Source organism: Aliinostoc sp. HNIBRCY26 (assembly GCF_050235535.1).
Classification (GTDB): domain Bacteria; phylum Cyanobacteriota; class Cyanobacteriia; order Cyanobacteriales; family Nostocaceae; genus Trichormus.
Genome location: NZ_CP189852.1, coordinates 6577875 through 6594317 on the forward strand (window position 1 = coordinate 6577875; position 16443 = coordinate 6594317).

General features: G+C 41.1%; 18 protein-coding genes. 9 read left to right on the forward strand and 9 right to left on the reverse strand.

The window, feature by feature from the left end; translation table 11 throughout:
• Positions 1-320: 320 nt before the first annotated feature.
• Positions 321-935 carry a GerMN domain-containing protein gene (locus ACQFX9_RS27725; protein WP_427159741.1) on the forward strand — a complete coding sequence of 205 codons (615 nt, stop codon included), beginning with the start codon at positions 321-323 and terminating at the stop codon, positions 933-935.
• 194 nt (positions 936-1129) lie between these two features.
• Here the strand turns inward: ACQFX9_RS27725 and ACQFX9_RS27730 are convergent, their stop codons facing one another.
• The 3 genes from ACQFX9_RS27730 to efp form a co-directional block, all read right to left on the reverse strand.
• A complete protein-coding gene (locus ACQFX9_RS27730; RefSeq protein ID WP_103136149.1) occupies positions 1130-1477 on the reverse strand; it encodes an ArsR/SmtB family transcription factor in 348 nt (115 codons plus the stop codon).
• A gap of 77 nt (positions 1478-1554) precedes the next feature.
• A complete protein-coding gene (gene accB / locus ACQFX9_RS27735; protein WP_427159742.1) occupies positions 1555-2073 on the reverse strand; it encodes an acetyl-CoA carboxylase biotin carboxyl carrier protein in 519 nt (172 codons plus the stop codon).
• Between the two features lie 104 nt (positions 2074-2177).
• Complete coding sequence (efp, locus tag ACQFX9_RS27740) at positions 2178-2735, reverse strand: elongation factor P (protein ID WP_236143307.1); 558 nt, start codon at positions 2733-2735, stop codon at positions 2178-2180.
• Between the two features lie 254 nt (positions 2736-2989).
• Here efp and ACQFX9_RS27745 point away from each other — a divergent pair, with 254 nt between their 5' ends.
• The gene (locus ACQFX9_RS27745; protein ID WP_427159743.1) at positions 2990-4096 is read left to right on the forward strand and encodes a peptidylprolyl isomerase; all 1107 of its coding nucleotides are present in this window, start codon (positions 2990-2992) and stop codon (positions 4094-4096) included.
• A gap of 106 nt (positions 4097-4202) precedes the next feature.
• Here ACQFX9_RS27745 and ACQFX9_RS27750 read toward each other — a convergent pair whose 3' ends face one another.
• Positions 4203-4712 carry a hypothetical protein gene (locus ACQFX9_RS27750; protein WP_427159744.1) on the reverse strand — a complete coding sequence of 170 codons (510 nt, stop codon included), beginning with the start codon at positions 4710-4712 and terminating at the stop codon, positions 4203-4205.
• Positions 4713-4746: 34 nt separating this feature from the next.
• A complete protein-coding gene (locus tag ACQFX9_RS27755; protein WP_427159745.1) occupies positions 4747-5640 on the reverse strand; it encodes an aspartoacylase in 894 nt (297 codons plus the stop codon).
• A 175-nt stretch (positions 5641-5815) separates the two neighbouring features.
• Between ACQFX9_RS27755 and ACQFX9_RS27760 the strand changes: the two genes are divergently transcribed.
• Complete coding sequence (locus tag ACQFX9_RS27760; protein WP_427159746.1) at positions 5816-6727, forward strand: LysR family transcriptional regulator; 912 nt, start codon at positions 5816-5818, stop codon at positions 6725-6727.
• Positions 6728-6741: 14 nt separating this feature from the next.
• On the opposite strand, the gene ACQFX9_RS27765 is transcribed toward ACQFX9_RS27760, so the two are convergent.
• Entirely contained in the window at positions 6742-7311 is a 570-nt protein-coding gene (locus ACQFX9_RS27765) for a Uma2 family endonuclease (RefSeq protein ID WP_427159747.1), read from the reverse strand.
• 332 nt (positions 7312-7643) lie between these two features.
• Between ACQFX9_RS27765 and thiL the strand changes: the two genes are divergently transcribed.
• Entirely contained in the window at positions 7644-8648 is a 1005-nt protein-coding gene (gene thiL, locus ACQFX9_RS27770; RefSeq protein WP_427159748.1) for a thiamine-phosphate kinase, read from the forward strand.
• A 117-nt stretch (positions 8649-8765) separates the two neighbouring features.
• Here the strand turns inward: thiL and ACQFX9_RS27775 are convergent, their stop codons facing one another.
• Both ACQFX9_RS27775 and nadD read right to left on the reverse strand, forming a co-directional pair.
• A complete protein-coding gene (locus tag ACQFX9_RS27775; RefSeq protein ID WP_427159749.1) occupies positions 8766-9779 on the reverse strand; it encodes a type I glyceraldehyde-3-phosphate dehydrogenase in 1014 nt (337 codons plus the stop codon).
• Between the two features lie 120 nt (positions 9780-9899).
• Entirely contained in the window at positions 9900-10523 is a 624-nt protein-coding gene (nadD, locus tag ACQFX9_RS27780) for a nicotinate (nicotinamide) nucleotide adenylyltransferase (protein WP_427159750.1), read from the reverse strand.
• A 410-nt stretch (positions 10524-10933) separates the two neighbouring features.
• Between nadD and murC the strand changes: the two genes are divergently transcribed.
• The 4 genes from murC to ACQFX9_RS27800 all read left to right on the forward strand — a co-directional run bounded on the left by murC (position 10934) and on the right by ACQFX9_RS27800 (position 14625).
• Positions 10934-12406 carry a UDP-N-acetylmuramate--L-alanine ligase gene (gene murC / locus ACQFX9_RS27785; protein ID WP_427159751.1) on the forward strand — a complete coding sequence of 491 codons (1473 nt, stop codon included), beginning with the start codon at positions 10934-10936 and terminating at the stop codon, positions 12404-12406.
• A gap of 95 nt (positions 12407-12501) precedes the next feature.
• Positions 12502-13500, forward strand: coding sequence for a UDP-N-acetylmuramate dehydrogenase (gene murB, locus ACQFX9_RS27790; protein ID WP_427159752.1), 999 nt, complete (start codon positions 12502-12504; stop codon positions 13498-13500).
• Between the two features lie 165 nt (positions 13501-13665).
• Complete coding sequence (locus tag ACQFX9_RS27795; protein WP_427159753.1) at positions 13666-14013, forward strand: YbaB/EbfC family nucleoid-associated protein; 348 nt, start codon at positions 13666-13668, stop codon at positions 14011-14013.
• Positions 14014-14148: 135 nt separating this feature from the next.
• On the forward strand, positions 14149-14625 hold the full coding sequence (locus tag ACQFX9_RS27800; protein WP_427159754.1) for a low molecular weight protein-tyrosine-phosphatase: 477 nt from the start codon (positions 14149-14151) through the stop codon (positions 14623-14625).
• Positions 14626-14755: 130 nt separating this feature from the next.
• Here ACQFX9_RS27800 and ACQFX9_RS27805 read toward each other — a convergent pair whose 3' ends face one another.
• On the reverse strand, positions 14756-15439 hold the full coding sequence (locus ACQFX9_RS27805; RefSeq protein ID WP_427159755.1) for a response regulator transcription factor: 684 nt from the start codon (positions 15437-15439) through the stop codon (positions 14756-14758).
• A gap of 299 nt (positions 15440-15738) precedes the next feature.
• Here ACQFX9_RS27805 and smpB point away from each other — a divergent pair, with 299 nt between their 5' ends.
• Positions 15739-16206, forward strand: a complete 468-nt coding sequence (gene smpB / locus ACQFX9_RS27810; RefSeq protein ID WP_103136164.1) for an SsrA-binding protein SmpB — start codon at positions 15739-15741, stop codon at positions 16204-16206.
• The last annotated feature ends 237 nt before the right edge of the window (positions 16207-16443 follow it).

Here is a 16443-nt window from a genome sequence, read left to right on the forward strand (position 1 = left end):
AAGCTCACGACATCAGCAATTTAATGAGGATATTAAATCCATATATTTACCGAGCAGTTGTCTAGTAACACTATCAGATGCGTACACTAAGATATATGAAAATACCTCTTAACCTGTAACCGCCTCTCTCTATTCTGTCTGCGATTTTTCAGTAGTCATTTTGACAGAGAAATTCTCAACTTTCACATCCAGAAGCCCAAATTTAAAGTTACAAAGTTATCATTTAAGTTTTGGAAACTCTCTACTTTTAGCTATCGTCCCTAACCAGGCTGCTTCTCCACATCAGACCATTTCAGCCCCCAGTCAGGAAGGTTTAAAACATGAATGACCAACAAGAACCAAAACGGATATCTCCAGGTGTGATTGCTGTCGTCTCCGCAGCAGTTTTAGCCGTTGGTGGTGGTGTGGCTTGGCTAACTGCTAACCAAACACAGTCTCCCCCTCAATCAGCCCCAACCCAAAAAGTTGAGCAGCAGCCATACACCACACAACCAGGAAATGAGCAAACAGCTAATATCTATTGGCTAAAAACCAACGAAAGCAGCGTAGAGTTAGTTCCCCAGCCGATTAAAGTCGCGGCTGTGAGTCAACCCAACCAAGTTTTAGAACAAGCTTTGCAAAGTTTGTTAGCAGGCCCCACAGAAGGCACAAATTCCACCACAATTCCCCAGGGTACAAAACTACTAGGTCTAAAAGTAGACAACAACAACGAAATCCACGTTAACTTATCTGAAGATTTTACCAGTGGTGGCGGTAGTACCTCTATGGTGGGTCGTGTCGGTCAAGTAGTTTATACCGCCACAACCTTGAACCCCAATGCCAAAGTGTACATTGAGGTCAACAATAAACCATTAGAAGTTTTAGGCGGCGAAGGTGTAGAGATAGAACAACCTCTAACCCGTGAAAGTTTTAAAAAAGATTATCCACTCCGATGAGTGCTGAGTGCTGAGTGCTGAGTGAGGAGTGCTGAGTGCTGTTAGCGGAAGCGCGGCGTTTAGCCGGTGCTGAGTGCTGTTAGCGCGGCGTTGAGCAGCGTGCTGAGTGCAGTTTTTCTTCCCCTGCTTCCCCTGCTTCCCCTGCTTCCCCTGCTTTCCTAGTCCCCAGTCCCCAGTCCCCAGTCCCCAGTCCCTTAATTCTTACTACTTAACACCCTAAAACTACGGGCTTGCTGTTCTAACCTTGTGGCGAGGCGATCGCAAACCCGATTACATAATTCAAAAATCATTTCGTCTTCCACCCTGTAGTAAGCGCAAGTCCCTTCACTGCGGCGGCTCAAAATTCCTGCTTGCCACATTACCTTGAGGTGTTTGGACACGTTTGCCTGTGAAGTTTGTGTTGCATCTACCAACTCTTGTACACATTTTTCTTCATCCCGCAATAAGTGCAACAGGCGCAAGCGCATCGGCTCACTTAAGAGGCTGAAGTATTCGGCTACTTGTTGCACTACTTCTGGCGGTACAGGCAACGCTTGTTTCATCAGGATTAACCCGCAGGACTTAAAGTTTAACAATGATTCATTAAGAGTAATGACTCACTTGTTATATAGATTAATACTTAATCAGGGTTAATTCTCATCAAAGGTTGGTTATATTCTACAGGTTCGCCATTTTGGATGAGAATTTCTACGACTTGCCCAGAAATCTCAGCCTCAATTTCGTTCATCAGCTTCATCGCTTCGATGATGCAGACTGTTTGACCTTTGCGGACGCGATCGCCCACTTCGACAAATGCTGCTTCTCCAGGGGCAGGAGCGCGGTAAAATGTCCCTACCATTGGGGAAGGCACTTCTACTAATTTCTGGTCAATAATCGGAGAAGAACTTGCTCCTGATGGCGCGCTAGAACTCGCTACCGTATGGTCAGCCACACGATGAGCCACTTCTGGTGCAACAATAGGCAGTGATGGTTGTGCGATCGCCGCCACAGTTGGCAACTCAGACACGACTGGATGAGTTACAGTCACCGTCTTACGCACTGTTAATTCAAAATCATCGCTTTTGAGAGTTACTTCGGAAATATTATTTTGGGCAATAGTTTCCAAAAGTTGGCGAATTTCACTAAAGTCCAATGGCACTGTTTTTTTAACCTCGACCTGTCCGTAAATGAATCATTTTAAAGTTTGGCAGGGATTAATCCCCCTAGAGGGATTGAAATCGGGATATACCCAAGAGAATAAATTTATTCCCTGCCTAAGTATTTGTCTTCACGGGTATCAATTTTGATGCGCTCACCTTGAGAAATAAACAAAGGAACCATCACAATTGCACCAGTTTCCACAGTTGCAGGTTTAGTGCCACCTGTAGCAGTGTCACCTTTAACACCTGGATCTGTTTGCACCACTTCCAAAACCACAGAGTTAGGCAGTTCCACTTCCAGAACTTGCTCACCCCAACGAATCACGTTAACTTCCATACCTTCCTTGAGGTATTTAACGCGATCGCCGATTTGGGCAGCACTCAATCTACCCTCTTCGTAGGTTTCCATATCCATAAAGACGAACTCATCGCCCTCTTTATAGGTATGCTGCATAGTCAGTTTTTCGAGAGTAGCCTGTGGTACAGTTTCACCAGCCCGGAAAGTCCGTTCTAAAACCTTGCCGCTTTGGACGTTTTTAATGGTTGTCCGTACAAAGGCAGAACCTTTACCTGGCTTAACGTGTAGGAAATCTATCACCCGCCAGACAGACCCATCTAATACAATTGATACGCCGGGTCGAAAATCGTTACTGGAAATCATGAAGCTTTTAAATCGTGGAAGACAATCGGCATTTATTGTACCCTTCTAGCGTAGTAATTAGGTAATTAGTCATTAGTCAATAGTCATTAGTCATTAGTCATTAGTCCATAGTCTTTGGGCATTGGCCAAACAGGGTATTGGTTATAAGTAATTCTCTACCTTGTCCACCTTGTCTTCCATGCCCCATTCCCCATTCCCCATGCCCTACTCAATGTATGGGAAGATGTTCATGAGTTACGCATTTGAGCCATACCATGTTGAATTTATTAAAATCCTGGCTGAAGAACAGCCTCATGGCAATACTGTTGGTAACAATATTTTTAGGCATAAATACAGCTGGCTGGACTCCCTCCAGTAACGCCGCCTTGCCATCTGGAAACGCCATTACTGACGGCAAAGCCCTATTACGGTATGCACTCCCAATAGATAATAAGCCAGTACGCGAATTGCAAGCTAGTTTAGAAGATATCTCTAACCAACTGCGTGCCAACCGCCGATGGGGTGCTGTCTCTAAAGACCTGAGTAAAGCATCCCGCATTCTTGATAAACCTTCACAAATCCTAACAAGTGTTCCGGAAGAACGCCAACCTCAAGCCGAAACTTGGCTCAATGACTTAAAAACTGGCGTACAGAAAATTCAAGAATTAGCCCAAAGCAAAAACAAAGAAGAAATTCTCCAAGAAAGAGCCAAATTACTGAATTTGGTGTCTTTATTGGAAGAATCAATGGTTAAAGAATTTCCCTTTGAAGTTCCAGAAGAATACAGCAACCTCCCTCAACTCAAAGGGCGTGCCACAATTGCCATTAAAACCAATAAGGGCGATTTAACCCTGGTTGTAGATGGTTATAGCGCACCTGTCACTGCTGGTAACTTCGTTGATTTAGTCCAACGTGGTTTTTACAACGGCTTAGAATTTACCCGTTCTGAAGAATCCTACGTTTTACAAACAGGAGATCCCCCAGGAAAAGAACAGGGATTTATTGACCCCAAAACAGGTCAATATCGTGCAATTCCTTTGGAAATTCTCGTAGAAGGTGATAAAAAACCCACCTACGGCATTACCTTAGAAGATGCTGGACGATATCTTGATATGCCAGTATTACCTTTCTCTTCCTTCGGTGCATTGGCTATGGCGCGTCCTGAAAGCCAAGTTAATGGCGGTTCTTCCCAAGTCTTCTTTTTCCTGTTTGAACCAGAACTCACCCCAGCCGGACGTAACTTGTTAGATGGTCGTTACTCAGTTTTTGGTTATCTAACTGAAGGCAAAGATATCTTAGATAAACTCAAAGCTGGCGACAAAATTGAGTCTGCTACTGTAGTTCAAGGCACAGAAAACCTAGTTCAACCCCAAGCAGCTTAATCCATAAATATGAGTTGATAGATCCCCGATTTTTCTATCGGGGATTTAATCTAAAATTCTCTGTAACTGATAAAACAGTTATTCATTATGTAGTTAGCCGCTTTATCTAACGTACGAGATATTCTACAGAAGATTTGCATACTGAATACATAACGTTCAAAAAAACAAAAAATAACAACGGACTTAGAATAATACACAAAGGATCATAAAGTGGATTCCATGCTCGACTAATTTCTAAAGATGATTTGCTAGAATCATGCAATAAAACATCTATTTCTGGAGCATCAGTAGATTCGTTTAAACCGTATTGATGAAACTTAATACGTCCCTTGTCAGTTTTCAGGTACAGTGTTCTAAATTCACCCCCCTCATTTTCAACTATTTCGACATCATTTCCTAATAATTGAAATTCAGGTATTGTATCATTCCACAATCCCAGTAAATATCTTCTGGTTAGTTGACAGCTAACATATTCTTGTCTAATTTTTTGACAGTTGATATTTGCAGAACGGCTAATTAAGCATACATAAGATATGAATATGTAGCCCCAGTATAGAATAACTAATATTCCTATCAATCCTGCACATCCTGATAATTTAGATGAAGACTTAGACATCTGTTTTAAATCCTAAATTCATCGTGCAATCTTTTTAAATTTTTATTTGGTGTTTCTGAGTTAAACACATTGCTGTGCGTTGCTCGTAGTAAGCTGCCTCATTGACGAAGATTGGATATGTTGAAGATTCGCCTGCATAGGTTATTGTTTGACCATCAAATGTTAAAAAAATAGGATCACCAGGATTTAAAGCTTGATAATCTTTAAATTGAATCTGCGGATGAATCATGGCTGTAATTTCTCCTTGTTCATTTCGCGGATAATCAATTTTTTCCATGTATCTATACACAGTAAAACTATGGGAGAATGCAGGTAATTTATTTTGGTTGTAGAGTTCTAAATAGTCTAAAGTTGCGTAAACTATGGTTTGAGTTTTGAGAAATAAATCTGCGTTTAAAACACCTTGAGCTACTGCACCAACTTCAATACCCATGCCGAATTTAGCACGCGATCGCAACCCATTCTCAGCGCGTCCAGATTTTCCTGAATTATAAATTTTTATTTCAGGATGTAAAGAAATTAAATAAGCAGCCAACTGCAAATTAAATGGTTGATCATTATCTAAAATAATAGTTATACCCATGTTGGATGTTGTACTATGCAAATCCACTACAAAATCCACAGGATATTTACCATTTTGTCCGTATAGATAATTAATATTTTTAGCTAACAAATCTTCATAATTAGATAGGGTGATATCCTCTAAATCTTGCTGTAAAAAGCATCGGTTTAAATCTTGATCAATGTATCGTCTTCCTGCTGTAATGGCTTGAGGGTTAGCCAAAAAAGTCAGGCTTTCAAAAGTATATCTGCGAATTAACTCAGGATATTGTTGAAACAGTTTGACTAAATATACTCCAGTCAACTCGTTCCCATGAGTTCCACCCACAATCAAAACACGATTGATAGCATGATTATTAAGTTTCATTACGAGTTTTTCCTTGCACGATTTGTTTTGTTGTCATCAACATATCTGAAAAAACCATCATCATATAACCGGCTTTAGACAACAGTTGATGACTATTTCGTTGATATGATTCCTCAACAATGATTTAGGTTGGCTATATAATGCTCAACAAATAAAAATCTGGAGTCACTGACAAATGAGCAGATGGCATGAAATAGACTTGTTACAATTAAAGTATGCGATCGCTTTATATGAGCAACAGGGACTGACTAAAACTGCTGAATATTTGAACATTGACAAAGCCTTTTTGAGTAGACAGATTACATCCCTAGAAAACCGCTTACAATTCAAAATATTTAAGACTAAAAAAACTCCCTTAAGATTAACAGATGCAGGTAATGATTTTTTAAATATAGCTCGTCAAATACTCAATCAATTTGAGCAAACAATCGAATCATGTCAACAATTAAATAGGGCTGAAAAAGAACAAATCAATGTAGGAATTAACATATCTATAGCCAATAGCATACTATCCAAAATCATCAAAAAATTTCACAAAAATTTTCCAGTAGTAGAAATAATATTATATGAAATGCCATCCTACGAACAAATTGAAAAGTTACGACATCAAGAAATAGATGTAGGCTTCTTTCATCGACATAATTTAGAAAATACCCAGAGAAATAATGATCTCTTCGAGAGTAAAAGTATTCTCAAAGAAAAACTAGTGATCGTTTTACCAGAAAACCATCGTTTTGGTAAAACAACTAGCATTTCATTGAAGACATTGGCAAATGAACAATTTATTTTGCCACCAGAACACCTATTACATAGCTTACGTGAGCAGATTAATAGTCTTTGTAAAGAGGCAGGTTTTCAGCCTAAAGTTAAGCAAGAAGCGGCTTGGATATCAACAATTTTGAGTTTAGTTGCAGGAGGAATGGGGATTTCACTACTACCTGCTAACGTCGAAAATTTACAACGAAATGGAGTAATCTATCGTGATATTCAAGAACAATCACCAATATTAGAAATAGTTGCTGTTTGGCGCAAGGATAATGAATCTATACTTTTACAAAATTTTCTACAAGAAATTGAAAACATATGAGTAATTTCTGATGGTCAAATATTACCGGCTTTTAAAACCTGTGCCACTGCGATCGCTAATTCTGGAAACGTCTGTGAGATAATTTTTTCATCACCAGTAAACACTGTTTCTTCGTAAAATCCTTCTTCCAATAACAGCACGGAAATCTTTTTCTCTAACGGATCTACAATCCAATATTCTGGTACTTCTACCGCCGCATATTCAGACCGTTTATAACGATAATCCCGCTTAATAGAATCTGGACTAACCACCTCTACAATTAACAACGGTGATGATTCAAAGACATCTGATAAATTAATTAATTCCCTTGCTTGTTCCTGTGTCACCACAGACAAATCAGTTAATCGAGATTTATTTCTTCCCGTCCTTACCCCAGTTTCTCGAAAAGTTAACCAAGGTAAACTTAGCCGCTTAATTTCTGCCTTGAATGCGGTGTCTAAAAAGTCAACAATCAGGAAATGCTCAATCGTTGGGGGATTCATTAATTCCAGCCTGCCATCTACTAACTCATAGTGAAAGCCACTACCGTCATCATAGGCTAAGTATTCTTCAAATGTAAGGTTTTTTACTGGCGTAGTAACCATTTATAAATCCCCCTAAGATATATCTTTATCCTAACTTGAAAGTTCTGAGTGCTGAGTAATGAGTAATAAGTAATGAGTAATGAGTGCTGAGTAGTGAGTGTTGTTAGCGGTAGCGGGGCGTTAGCCCGTGCTGTTAGCGGTAGCGGGGCGTTTAACCGGTGCTGAGTTGGGAAATAAATTCTACCTTGTCTACCTTTTCACCCAATCCCCAATCCTTCTTTAATTTTGAATTTTGAATTTTGAATTTTGAATTGATAAGTCCTCAGTCCCCAAGAAAAGAAAACCGAAGAGAATATGATACTTTATGCCCAATGACTAATGACTAATGACTAATGACTAAAATTCAAAATATCGGCGAACAAGGACTTCTAGAAAAATTACAGCGATTTTGTCCCTCAGAAATTATTGGTGATGATGCGGCGGTATTGGTAACAGATCCAGAACAATCTTTAGTTGTTACCACAGATATGTTAGTTGATGGTGTGCATTTTAGTCATGTTACTACTTCTCCTGAAGACGCGGGTTGGCGCGCTGCGGCTGCTAACTTATCTGATTTAGCAGCGATGGGTGCTTATCCTCTGGGTATCACTGTCGGACTAGGACTTCCTGGAGATGTTAACGTCAGTTGGGTAGAAAGCTTATATCAGGGAATGACAGAGTGCTTGCAACAATATAATACTCCCATTGTCGGGGGGGATGTGGTGCGATCGCCCGTCACTACAGTTTCTATTACCGCCTTTGGTCAAGTCCACCCCCAGAAGATTATCCGCCGTTCTGCTGCTAAAGTGGGAGATGCGATCGTCGTCACTGGTGTTCATGGCGCATCCCACGCAGGCTTACAACTGCTCTTAAATCCCGAAATAGGACAAAACCTCACCCCAGCCCAAAAGACGGCTTTAATCACAGCCCATCAGCGTCCCCAGCCACGATTAGATGTTTTACCCCTGTTATCTACAATTTTTACATTTCCCCGCCAGATTCCGATCGCTGGTATGGATAGCAGTGATGGTTTAGCAGATGCAGTATTACAAATCTGTCGCGCCAGTGGAGTGGGTGCTGTTTTAGACGGCGAGCAAATTCCTCTACCCCCAGCTTTCGCTAATTGGTTAACTCCAGAACAAGCCCTAGAATACGCTTTATACGGTGGTGAAGACTTTGAATTAGTGCTGTGTCTACCACCAGCATTAGCAAAAAATCTGATACAGATGTTAGACAACAACACAGCCATTATCGGTACTATTACATCTCATCCCCAAGTCATACTCAAGCATCAAGATGAAAAAATCCCTGACCGAGTTCTTACTCTCAGTCAAGGATTTCAACATTTTAGTCAATAGTCAACAGTCAATAGTAACTTATGACTAGATTTATATCAATTCAGCAAAATTCACCAACAAATCCAAATTTATCAATCTTGTCAAATCAGGACTTCTGAATTTTGAATTTTGAATTGATTAGACCCATTTTTCAGCGACTAATTCAGCCAAGTCTAAAACGCGTTGGCTGTAACCCCACTCGTTGTCATACCAAGCCATGACTTTTACTAAGTCACTACCCATAACTAGAGTTAGGTTAGCATCCACAATAGAAGAAGCGTCTGCACCTTGATAATCGGAAGAAACCAAAGGTAGTTCACTGTAGTCTAAAATGCCTTTGAGTGGCCCTTCAGCCGCATCTTTGAGGGCCTGGTTAACTTCTTCAGTAATAGTACGCTTCTCAACCTGAACTACGAAATCTACCATTGAGACGTTTGGGGTCGGTACGCGTAAAGCAACACCATTTAGCTTACCTTTAAGCTCTGGAATTACTAAAGCCACAGCCTTTGCCGCACCGGTAGAGGTGGGGACAATGTTGATAGCGGCTGCTCTAGCCCGGCGTACATCGCGGTGAGAAGCATCTAATAAACGCTGATCACCTGTGTAGCTGTGGGTGGTGGTCATCGTACCTTTGATAATCCCGAATTTATCATGCAACACCTTGGCAATGGGAGCTAAACAGTTGGTTGTGCAGCTGGCATTACTGATAACGTGATGCAGGTTATGGTCATAATCGTGATGGTTTACACCAATTACGAATGTGCCGTCTTCGTTTTTACCGGGGGCAGTAATCAGAACTTTCTTTGCTCCAGCATTAACGTGCTTTAAAGCACCTTCTTTGCTGGTAAATACGCCTGTTGCCTCGATGATGAGGTCAATTTCCCACTCTTTCCAGGGCAAGTTTTCTGGATTGCGATCAGATACGCATTTAATGGTCTTACCGTTAACGATGATAGAGTTGTCATCGGCAGTAATGTCAACATTCTTTAACTTCCCAAGCATGGAATCATACTTCAGGAGGTGAGCATTAGTTCTAGGATCTGATGTGTCATTAACAGCTACTAAATCGATATTGCTATTTTCCCGACCTAGCCAGCAACGTGCAAAGTTACGTCCTATACGCCCGAAACCGTTGATAGCGACTCTAATCACAGTGTCTTGCCCTCTGTATATATGCCTATAAGTTGATATCTTTGACCCCAATCATATCGCAAAGGGGGAGAGTATTTATAACCATAAAGTGTTAGATCCATAAAAAAAAACATATTTTTTTCAGATTGATCTCGTGTAGAGTCCGTGAAAAGTCATGTAGGATCTAACCTCTTCTGGAACTAGATAGCGAATAGATTGACCTTCTCGACAAAATTGGCGAATTAAGCTTGACGAAATTCCTACTAATGGTGTATGCAAGAGTTGCCAGTGAATAGTAACCGACTGTTTTTGAAGTTGTTGCTTGACCTGCTTGCAGATTAACTCGCTTTGAGGTATAGTCTCACCACTTAGGAATCTAGGTGCGATTAACCAATTACACATTTGTGCTAGTTCTTGTCCACGATACCAACGCGGTAATGTTTGGAAGGTATCCAAGCCCACAATCCAGTACCAACGCGTGTTGGGATAACAAGCAGATAAATCAATCAAAGTGTTTATGGCATAGGAATTGCCTCGGCTTTTTGCCTCTATCTGTGAAACCGTAAACGCTGAGTTATCTTTTGTAGCTATTTGCAGCATTGCTAACCGATGCTCAAACAAAGCTGCTGTTTTGTGAGGAGGCTGGAAGCTAGGAGTCCAAATGACTTTTTCTATCGCTGTTTGATGCAAAGCTGTTTCGGCTATTAGCAGGTGTCCCCAATGAATCGGATCAAATGTGCCACCAAAAATTGCTAGTTGTTGCATCTAGATTGTGCCTTGACCTGATGCCTGTGAGAATCGTTTTCACCCCTAACCATATTTTAATCAATTCATGCCTGAGCTTGATGAAAAATATAAAGTGGGTTCGCTAGGACTAAATATACTAATGTAGCAAAAATCAGTCAGGAATCTAAAAGTATGTGTTTCAATTTACAAGAATTTCTTTCCCGATGTCCGAAAAATTTACTGAATAATCATAAAAATAGTTTAGAAATAACGAAAATCTCCAACCAAGGTAAAATCATTCTCAACCAACTAAACCTTAGTAGAAATTTTAGACAACATCAAGGATGGCATTGATATAAGAACTAGTTACGGTAAAAATCAAAATCCTGTTATGATACGCGTGTTATTTTCTGATTATGGTGTGGTGTGGTGTTTAAGAGGAGCAATCAATGAATAATTCTGTAGATTTTGGTGGTAGACCATTTCATTTTATTGGCATCGGTGGCATAGGTATGTCTGCCTTGGCATACGTTCTCGCAAAACGCCAATTGCCAGTATCAGGTTCGGATGTACGTCCAAATCATATTACACGTAAGCTAGAAGCTATCGGGACACATATTTTCAGTAGACAAGAAGCAAGTAATCTGGAATTCTTCCACGCCAAACAAGGTGATAATGAAGTAGATTGCAACTCACCAACACAAGTTCCTACTATTAGCTCAAATCTACCTCAAGTTATATGTTCGACCGCAATTAATGCTAACAATTTAGAGTATAAAGCTGCTCTAGAATTGGGTTGTCCCATATGGCATCGTTCAGATGTACTAGCTGCATTGATTGCTGAACACCACAGCATTGCTGTTGCAGGGACTCACGGCAAGACGACAACCAGCAGCATGATTGGCTATATGTTATTGGAAGCTGGTTTAGATCCTACAATTATTGTCGGTGGTGAAGTCAAAGCTTGGGAAGGCAATGCTCGCTTGGGGCAGAGTCGTTATCTGGTGGCAGAAGCAGATGAATCTGATGGCTCACTAGTGAAACACGCTCCAGAAATCGGCATTATTACTAATATTGAATTAGATCATCCTGACCACTACGAAACATTAGAAGAAGTTGTTGATACCTTTGAGCAGTTTGCTCAGGGTTGTAAAACTTTAGTGGGCAGTATTGATTGTGTGACAGTACGCGAGTTACTAAGCGATCGCTCAAAACCCACAATCAGTTACAGTCTCAATCCCGAAACCAATGCAGACTACACCGTGACGAACATTGACTATCATGCCAATGGAACTACAGCTCTAGTCTGGGAAAAAGGTAAGGCCTTGGGATTGTTGACTCTGCGTTTACTAGGTCGTCATAACCTCAGTAATGCTCTGGCAGCAGTAGCTGTAGGACGGGTTTTAGGTTTAGAATTCGGTGCGATCGCTAAAGGTATCGCCGCCTTTGAAGGTGCTAGACGACGTTTTGAGTTTCGTGGCGAAGTCGATGGAATTACTTTTATTGATGACTACGCTCATCATCCCAGCGAAATCCGTGCTACCCTAGCCGCAGCACGATTACAAGCTAGACCTGGGCAAAGAGTCGTAGCTATATTCCAACCCCATCGCTACAGTCGGACATTAACATTTTTAGAAGAATTTGCTGAGTCTTTCAGCCACGCTGATTTGGTCGTACTGACTGATATTTACAGTGCAGGCGAACCAAACTTGGGTCAAATTAGTGGAGAACAGCTAGCAGAGGCTGTAGCTAAAGAACATTCCCAGGTAATTTATCAACCAACTTTACCTGCGGTAACTGAATACCTCTTACAAAACCTTCGTCCCGGAGATTTAGCCCTATTTTTAGGGGCGGGTAACTTAAATCAAGCAATTCCTGAAATCATCACTACACTTTGCGAACCTGCTACAGCTACTTCGTAAAAGTGATCCTTTGGCTAGAGTCTTAATCAATTCACCCTATTGCTGTACTTGTACAGCAGATAAACGTAAAAATTTCACAATTTATTGATCTAAAGATGAAAATTTCCCAGGCCGCTGGAAACGCCTGCACAGTTCCCGATTCTACAATAGAAAGACCGAAAAGAAATGATTTAAGTGAGGGTAAAATCATCTATTTACCTGGCACTAATTGCGAAATCAAATCCCAAGCTTCATTATCTGCACATACTTCTTATCGAGTCGGGGGAGCTGCTGAATGGTATGTTGCTCCACAGAACATAGAAGCATTGCAAGCAAGTCTTCAATTTGCCCAAGAAAATAATTTAAGAGTTACTACTTTAGGTGCAGGATCGAATTTATTAGTCAGCGATCGCGGCATCTCCGGCCTAGTAATTGCTACTCGTCATCTGCGCTACAGTCACTTTGACCCCGTTTCGGGGCAATTAACCGTTGCGGCTGGCGAATCTATCCCTAGTTTAGCTTTGGCAGCCGCCCAACTAGGTTGGCAAGGTTTAGAGTGGTCTGTTGGTATCCCTGGTACGGTGGGGGGTGCGGTAGTCATGAACGCTGGCGCACACAGTAGCTGTATCGCAGATATGTTAGTGAGTGCTGAAGTTCTGTCTCCTGATGGTACCATCAGCACCCTCACCCCTGCGGAATTAGGTTATACCTATCGCACCTCATTACTACAAGGAGGCGATCGCATCGTCACTCAAGCCACATTCCAACTGCACCCAGGAGCTGATCCTGCCCAAGTCTTAGCTATCACAAAACAACATAAACAACACCGCCTAAGTACACAACCTTACAACTATCCCAGTTGTGGTAGTGTCTTCCGCAACCCCAAACCTTATGCGGCTGGCTGGTTAATCGAACAAACAGGTTTAAAAGGCTATCAAATTGGTGGCGCGCAAGTAGCCCATCTCCACGCTAACTTTATTGTCAATCGTGGTGGAGCCAAAGCCAACGATATTTTTAGCCTCATCCGTCATATCCAACATACAGTACAAGAGAACTGGTCAATCTGGTTAGAACCAGAAGTCAAGATGATCGGTGAATTTCAGGCTGTAGCTTGAAGGAATGGGGAATAGGGAATAGGGAATGGGGAATAGGGAATCGAAAGATTTTTCCCATTCCCCATTTCCCGTCAATGCCTATTTTCATGAATTCATGGGCAAATTCCCCACCGCCTCTATAATTGAATTTGATTTGTTATTCAAAGCACACGTGGATAAATAGTTATGACAGGAAAAGGACAAGGATTTGGCTTCGGCTTAGGCAAAATGAAAGAACTAGCCGAAGCGTTTAAAAAAGCACAGCAAGTTCAAGAAGGTGCAAAGCGACTCCAAGAAGAATTGGAGCAAATGGAAATTGTTGGAGAAGCAGGTGGTGGACTTGTTAAAGTGATTGTCAGTGGAAATCAAGAACCCAAGCGCGTAGAAATTTCTCCCGCCGCTTTAGAACAAGGCTCAGACATTCTCTCTGACTTGGTAACAGCAGCTATGAAAAATGCCTATGAAAAATCCACTGCTACCATGCGTGAACGGATGGAAGAATTGACAAGTGGACTAGAATTGCCTGGGTTTTAGTCATTAGTTATTAGTCATTAGTCATTAGTCAAAAAACTCTAGACTATTGACTTTTGACACATTTATACTCAAAACTATTATCAATTTTTCAGAAAAAATCTTCATATTCTCTGGTAAAAACTACAAATTACTCTTATGCCCTACAAATTGTTGTTTGTCTGTCTGGGGAACATCTGTCGTTCACCGTCGGCAGAAAACATCATGAATTATCTCATTGACAAGGATAATTTAGGCGATCGCATCCTTTGTGATTCAGCCGGCACATCCAGTTATCATATCGGCAGCCCACCTGATCGACGCATGAGTGCGGCGGCGGCAACGAAATTAGGAATTAAACTGCAAGGCAGGGCTAGACAATTTCAAAAATCTGATTTTCAGGAATTTGACTTAATTTTAGCGATGGATCAAGATAACTATCAAGATATTCTCTCCCTTGATTCTACTGGACAATATCACCATAAAGTGCATTTGATGTGTGAATTTTGTTCTCAACACACCCTCAAAGAAGTTCCTGACCCCTACTATGGCGGCACAGAGGGATTTAATCAAGTAATTGATTTACTACTTGATGCCTGTGATGGTCTATTGCAACATATTATCGACAAGTCCTAATTAATGGGCATTGGGCATTGGGCATTGAAATAACGTTTACCTTGTCTACCTTGTCTACCTTGTCTACCTTGTCCCCATTCCCCATTCCCCATTCCCCATTCCCCATTCCCCATTCCCCATTCCCTATTCCCTATTCCACCAGTCCGTGCTTGATAGCAAAGCGCACAAGTTCAGCTCGGTTACTGGTGTCAGTTTTTCTTAATAGACTACTGACGTATTTTTCCACAGTTCTGGGACTCAAATGTAGTTGCAGTCCCATTTCAGCGTTAGAAAGACCGTGGGTTAAAAGTTCTAATACTTCCTGTTCTCTGAGAGTCAACGATGAAAGTAACTGAGAACTGTCTAGCTGACTGAGAATAGGAGTATTTGCTTCTATGACTTTAGTGGAGTCGGAGCCAGCTAAACTTTCTTTGGGCGGGAAGCGATACTCAGATTGGATAATTTGCGATCGCTCCAATAAATTGCGAATAGCTGCGGCTAACTCTTCTAACTCAAAAGGCTTGGGCAAATATAAATCACATCCAGACTGATAACCCAGAATTCTCTCCTGAGTTTTAGTACGGGCTGTTAATAGAATTACAGGTAATAAACGGAACTGCGGTTTTTGGCGTACCCGACGTACCAATTCATAACCATTCATGCGTGGCATGACTATATCAGTGACAATTAAATCAGGCTGATAATCTTCTACCATTGCCAAAGCTTCTTGACCATCATTAGCCATAATGACAGAATAGCCAGACAGTTCAAGATAATCACTAATAGATAGACGAGTGCCCAAATCGTCATCCACAACAAGAATCGTCAAGGGCATGGAAAGTACACCCCTAGCATTTTTTACTCAGAAATTTCCTTGGTTCCGCTATATATAAGAACACGCGTTACAATAGTGTTCTTACGTTTCATACTATGACAGGTTCAGTCGCTAATGACCGTCTTAGGGGTGATTTATAAAGAAAATCTTAAATCCATAAAAAGGTTAACAAATTTAAACTTAGTTGAGACCATAAACAATATAAAACCACAGCAAATTTTGCAATCCTTAACAAACTCACAAAACTCCTACCTATTAATCACCCTAATATAAATTAATCAACAGTAGAAAATTTTTCAATGAGTGATAAGAGCGAAAGTTACAAAGTTATCAGTGATAATCGACAAGCCCGTTATTTGTATGAAATTCTAGAAACCTACGAAGCTGGAATTCAACTGACGGGAACAGAAGTCAAATCAATCCGTGCAGGTAAAGTGAACCTGCAAGATGGTTATGCTTTGATTCGTGACGGAGAAATCTGGCTAATTAACGTGCATATCTCTCCGTACACCGCCAGTGGTCAGTATTTTAACCATGAGCCACGCCGTACCCGCAAGTTGTTACTCCATCGCCAAGAAATTCGTAAACTCATCGGTAAAGTAGAACAACAGGGTTTAACATTAGTACCCTTAAAAATGTACCTCAAAAGGGGGTGGGTCAAAATTAGTATTGCCCTTGGTAAAGGTAAAAAGCTCCACGATAAGCGAGAAGACCTCAAACGCCGACAAGATCAGCGTGATATTCAAAGGGCGATGAAAAATTATTAGGGAGTCAAGGGTCAATAGTCAATAGTCATTAGTCAATAGTCAATAGTCATTAGTCATTAGTCATTAGTCATTAGTTATTAGTTTTTTCTCACTTGCTACCTTGTCTACCTTGTCCCCAATCCCCAGTCCCCAATCCCCAACCCCCAATCCCTCTTCCATACGTCTTCAGCGTGAGTGCTACAAACACCTGTTTATAGCTGTAGATTGATTTTGGGAAATTGAGGAATCGTTACAGTG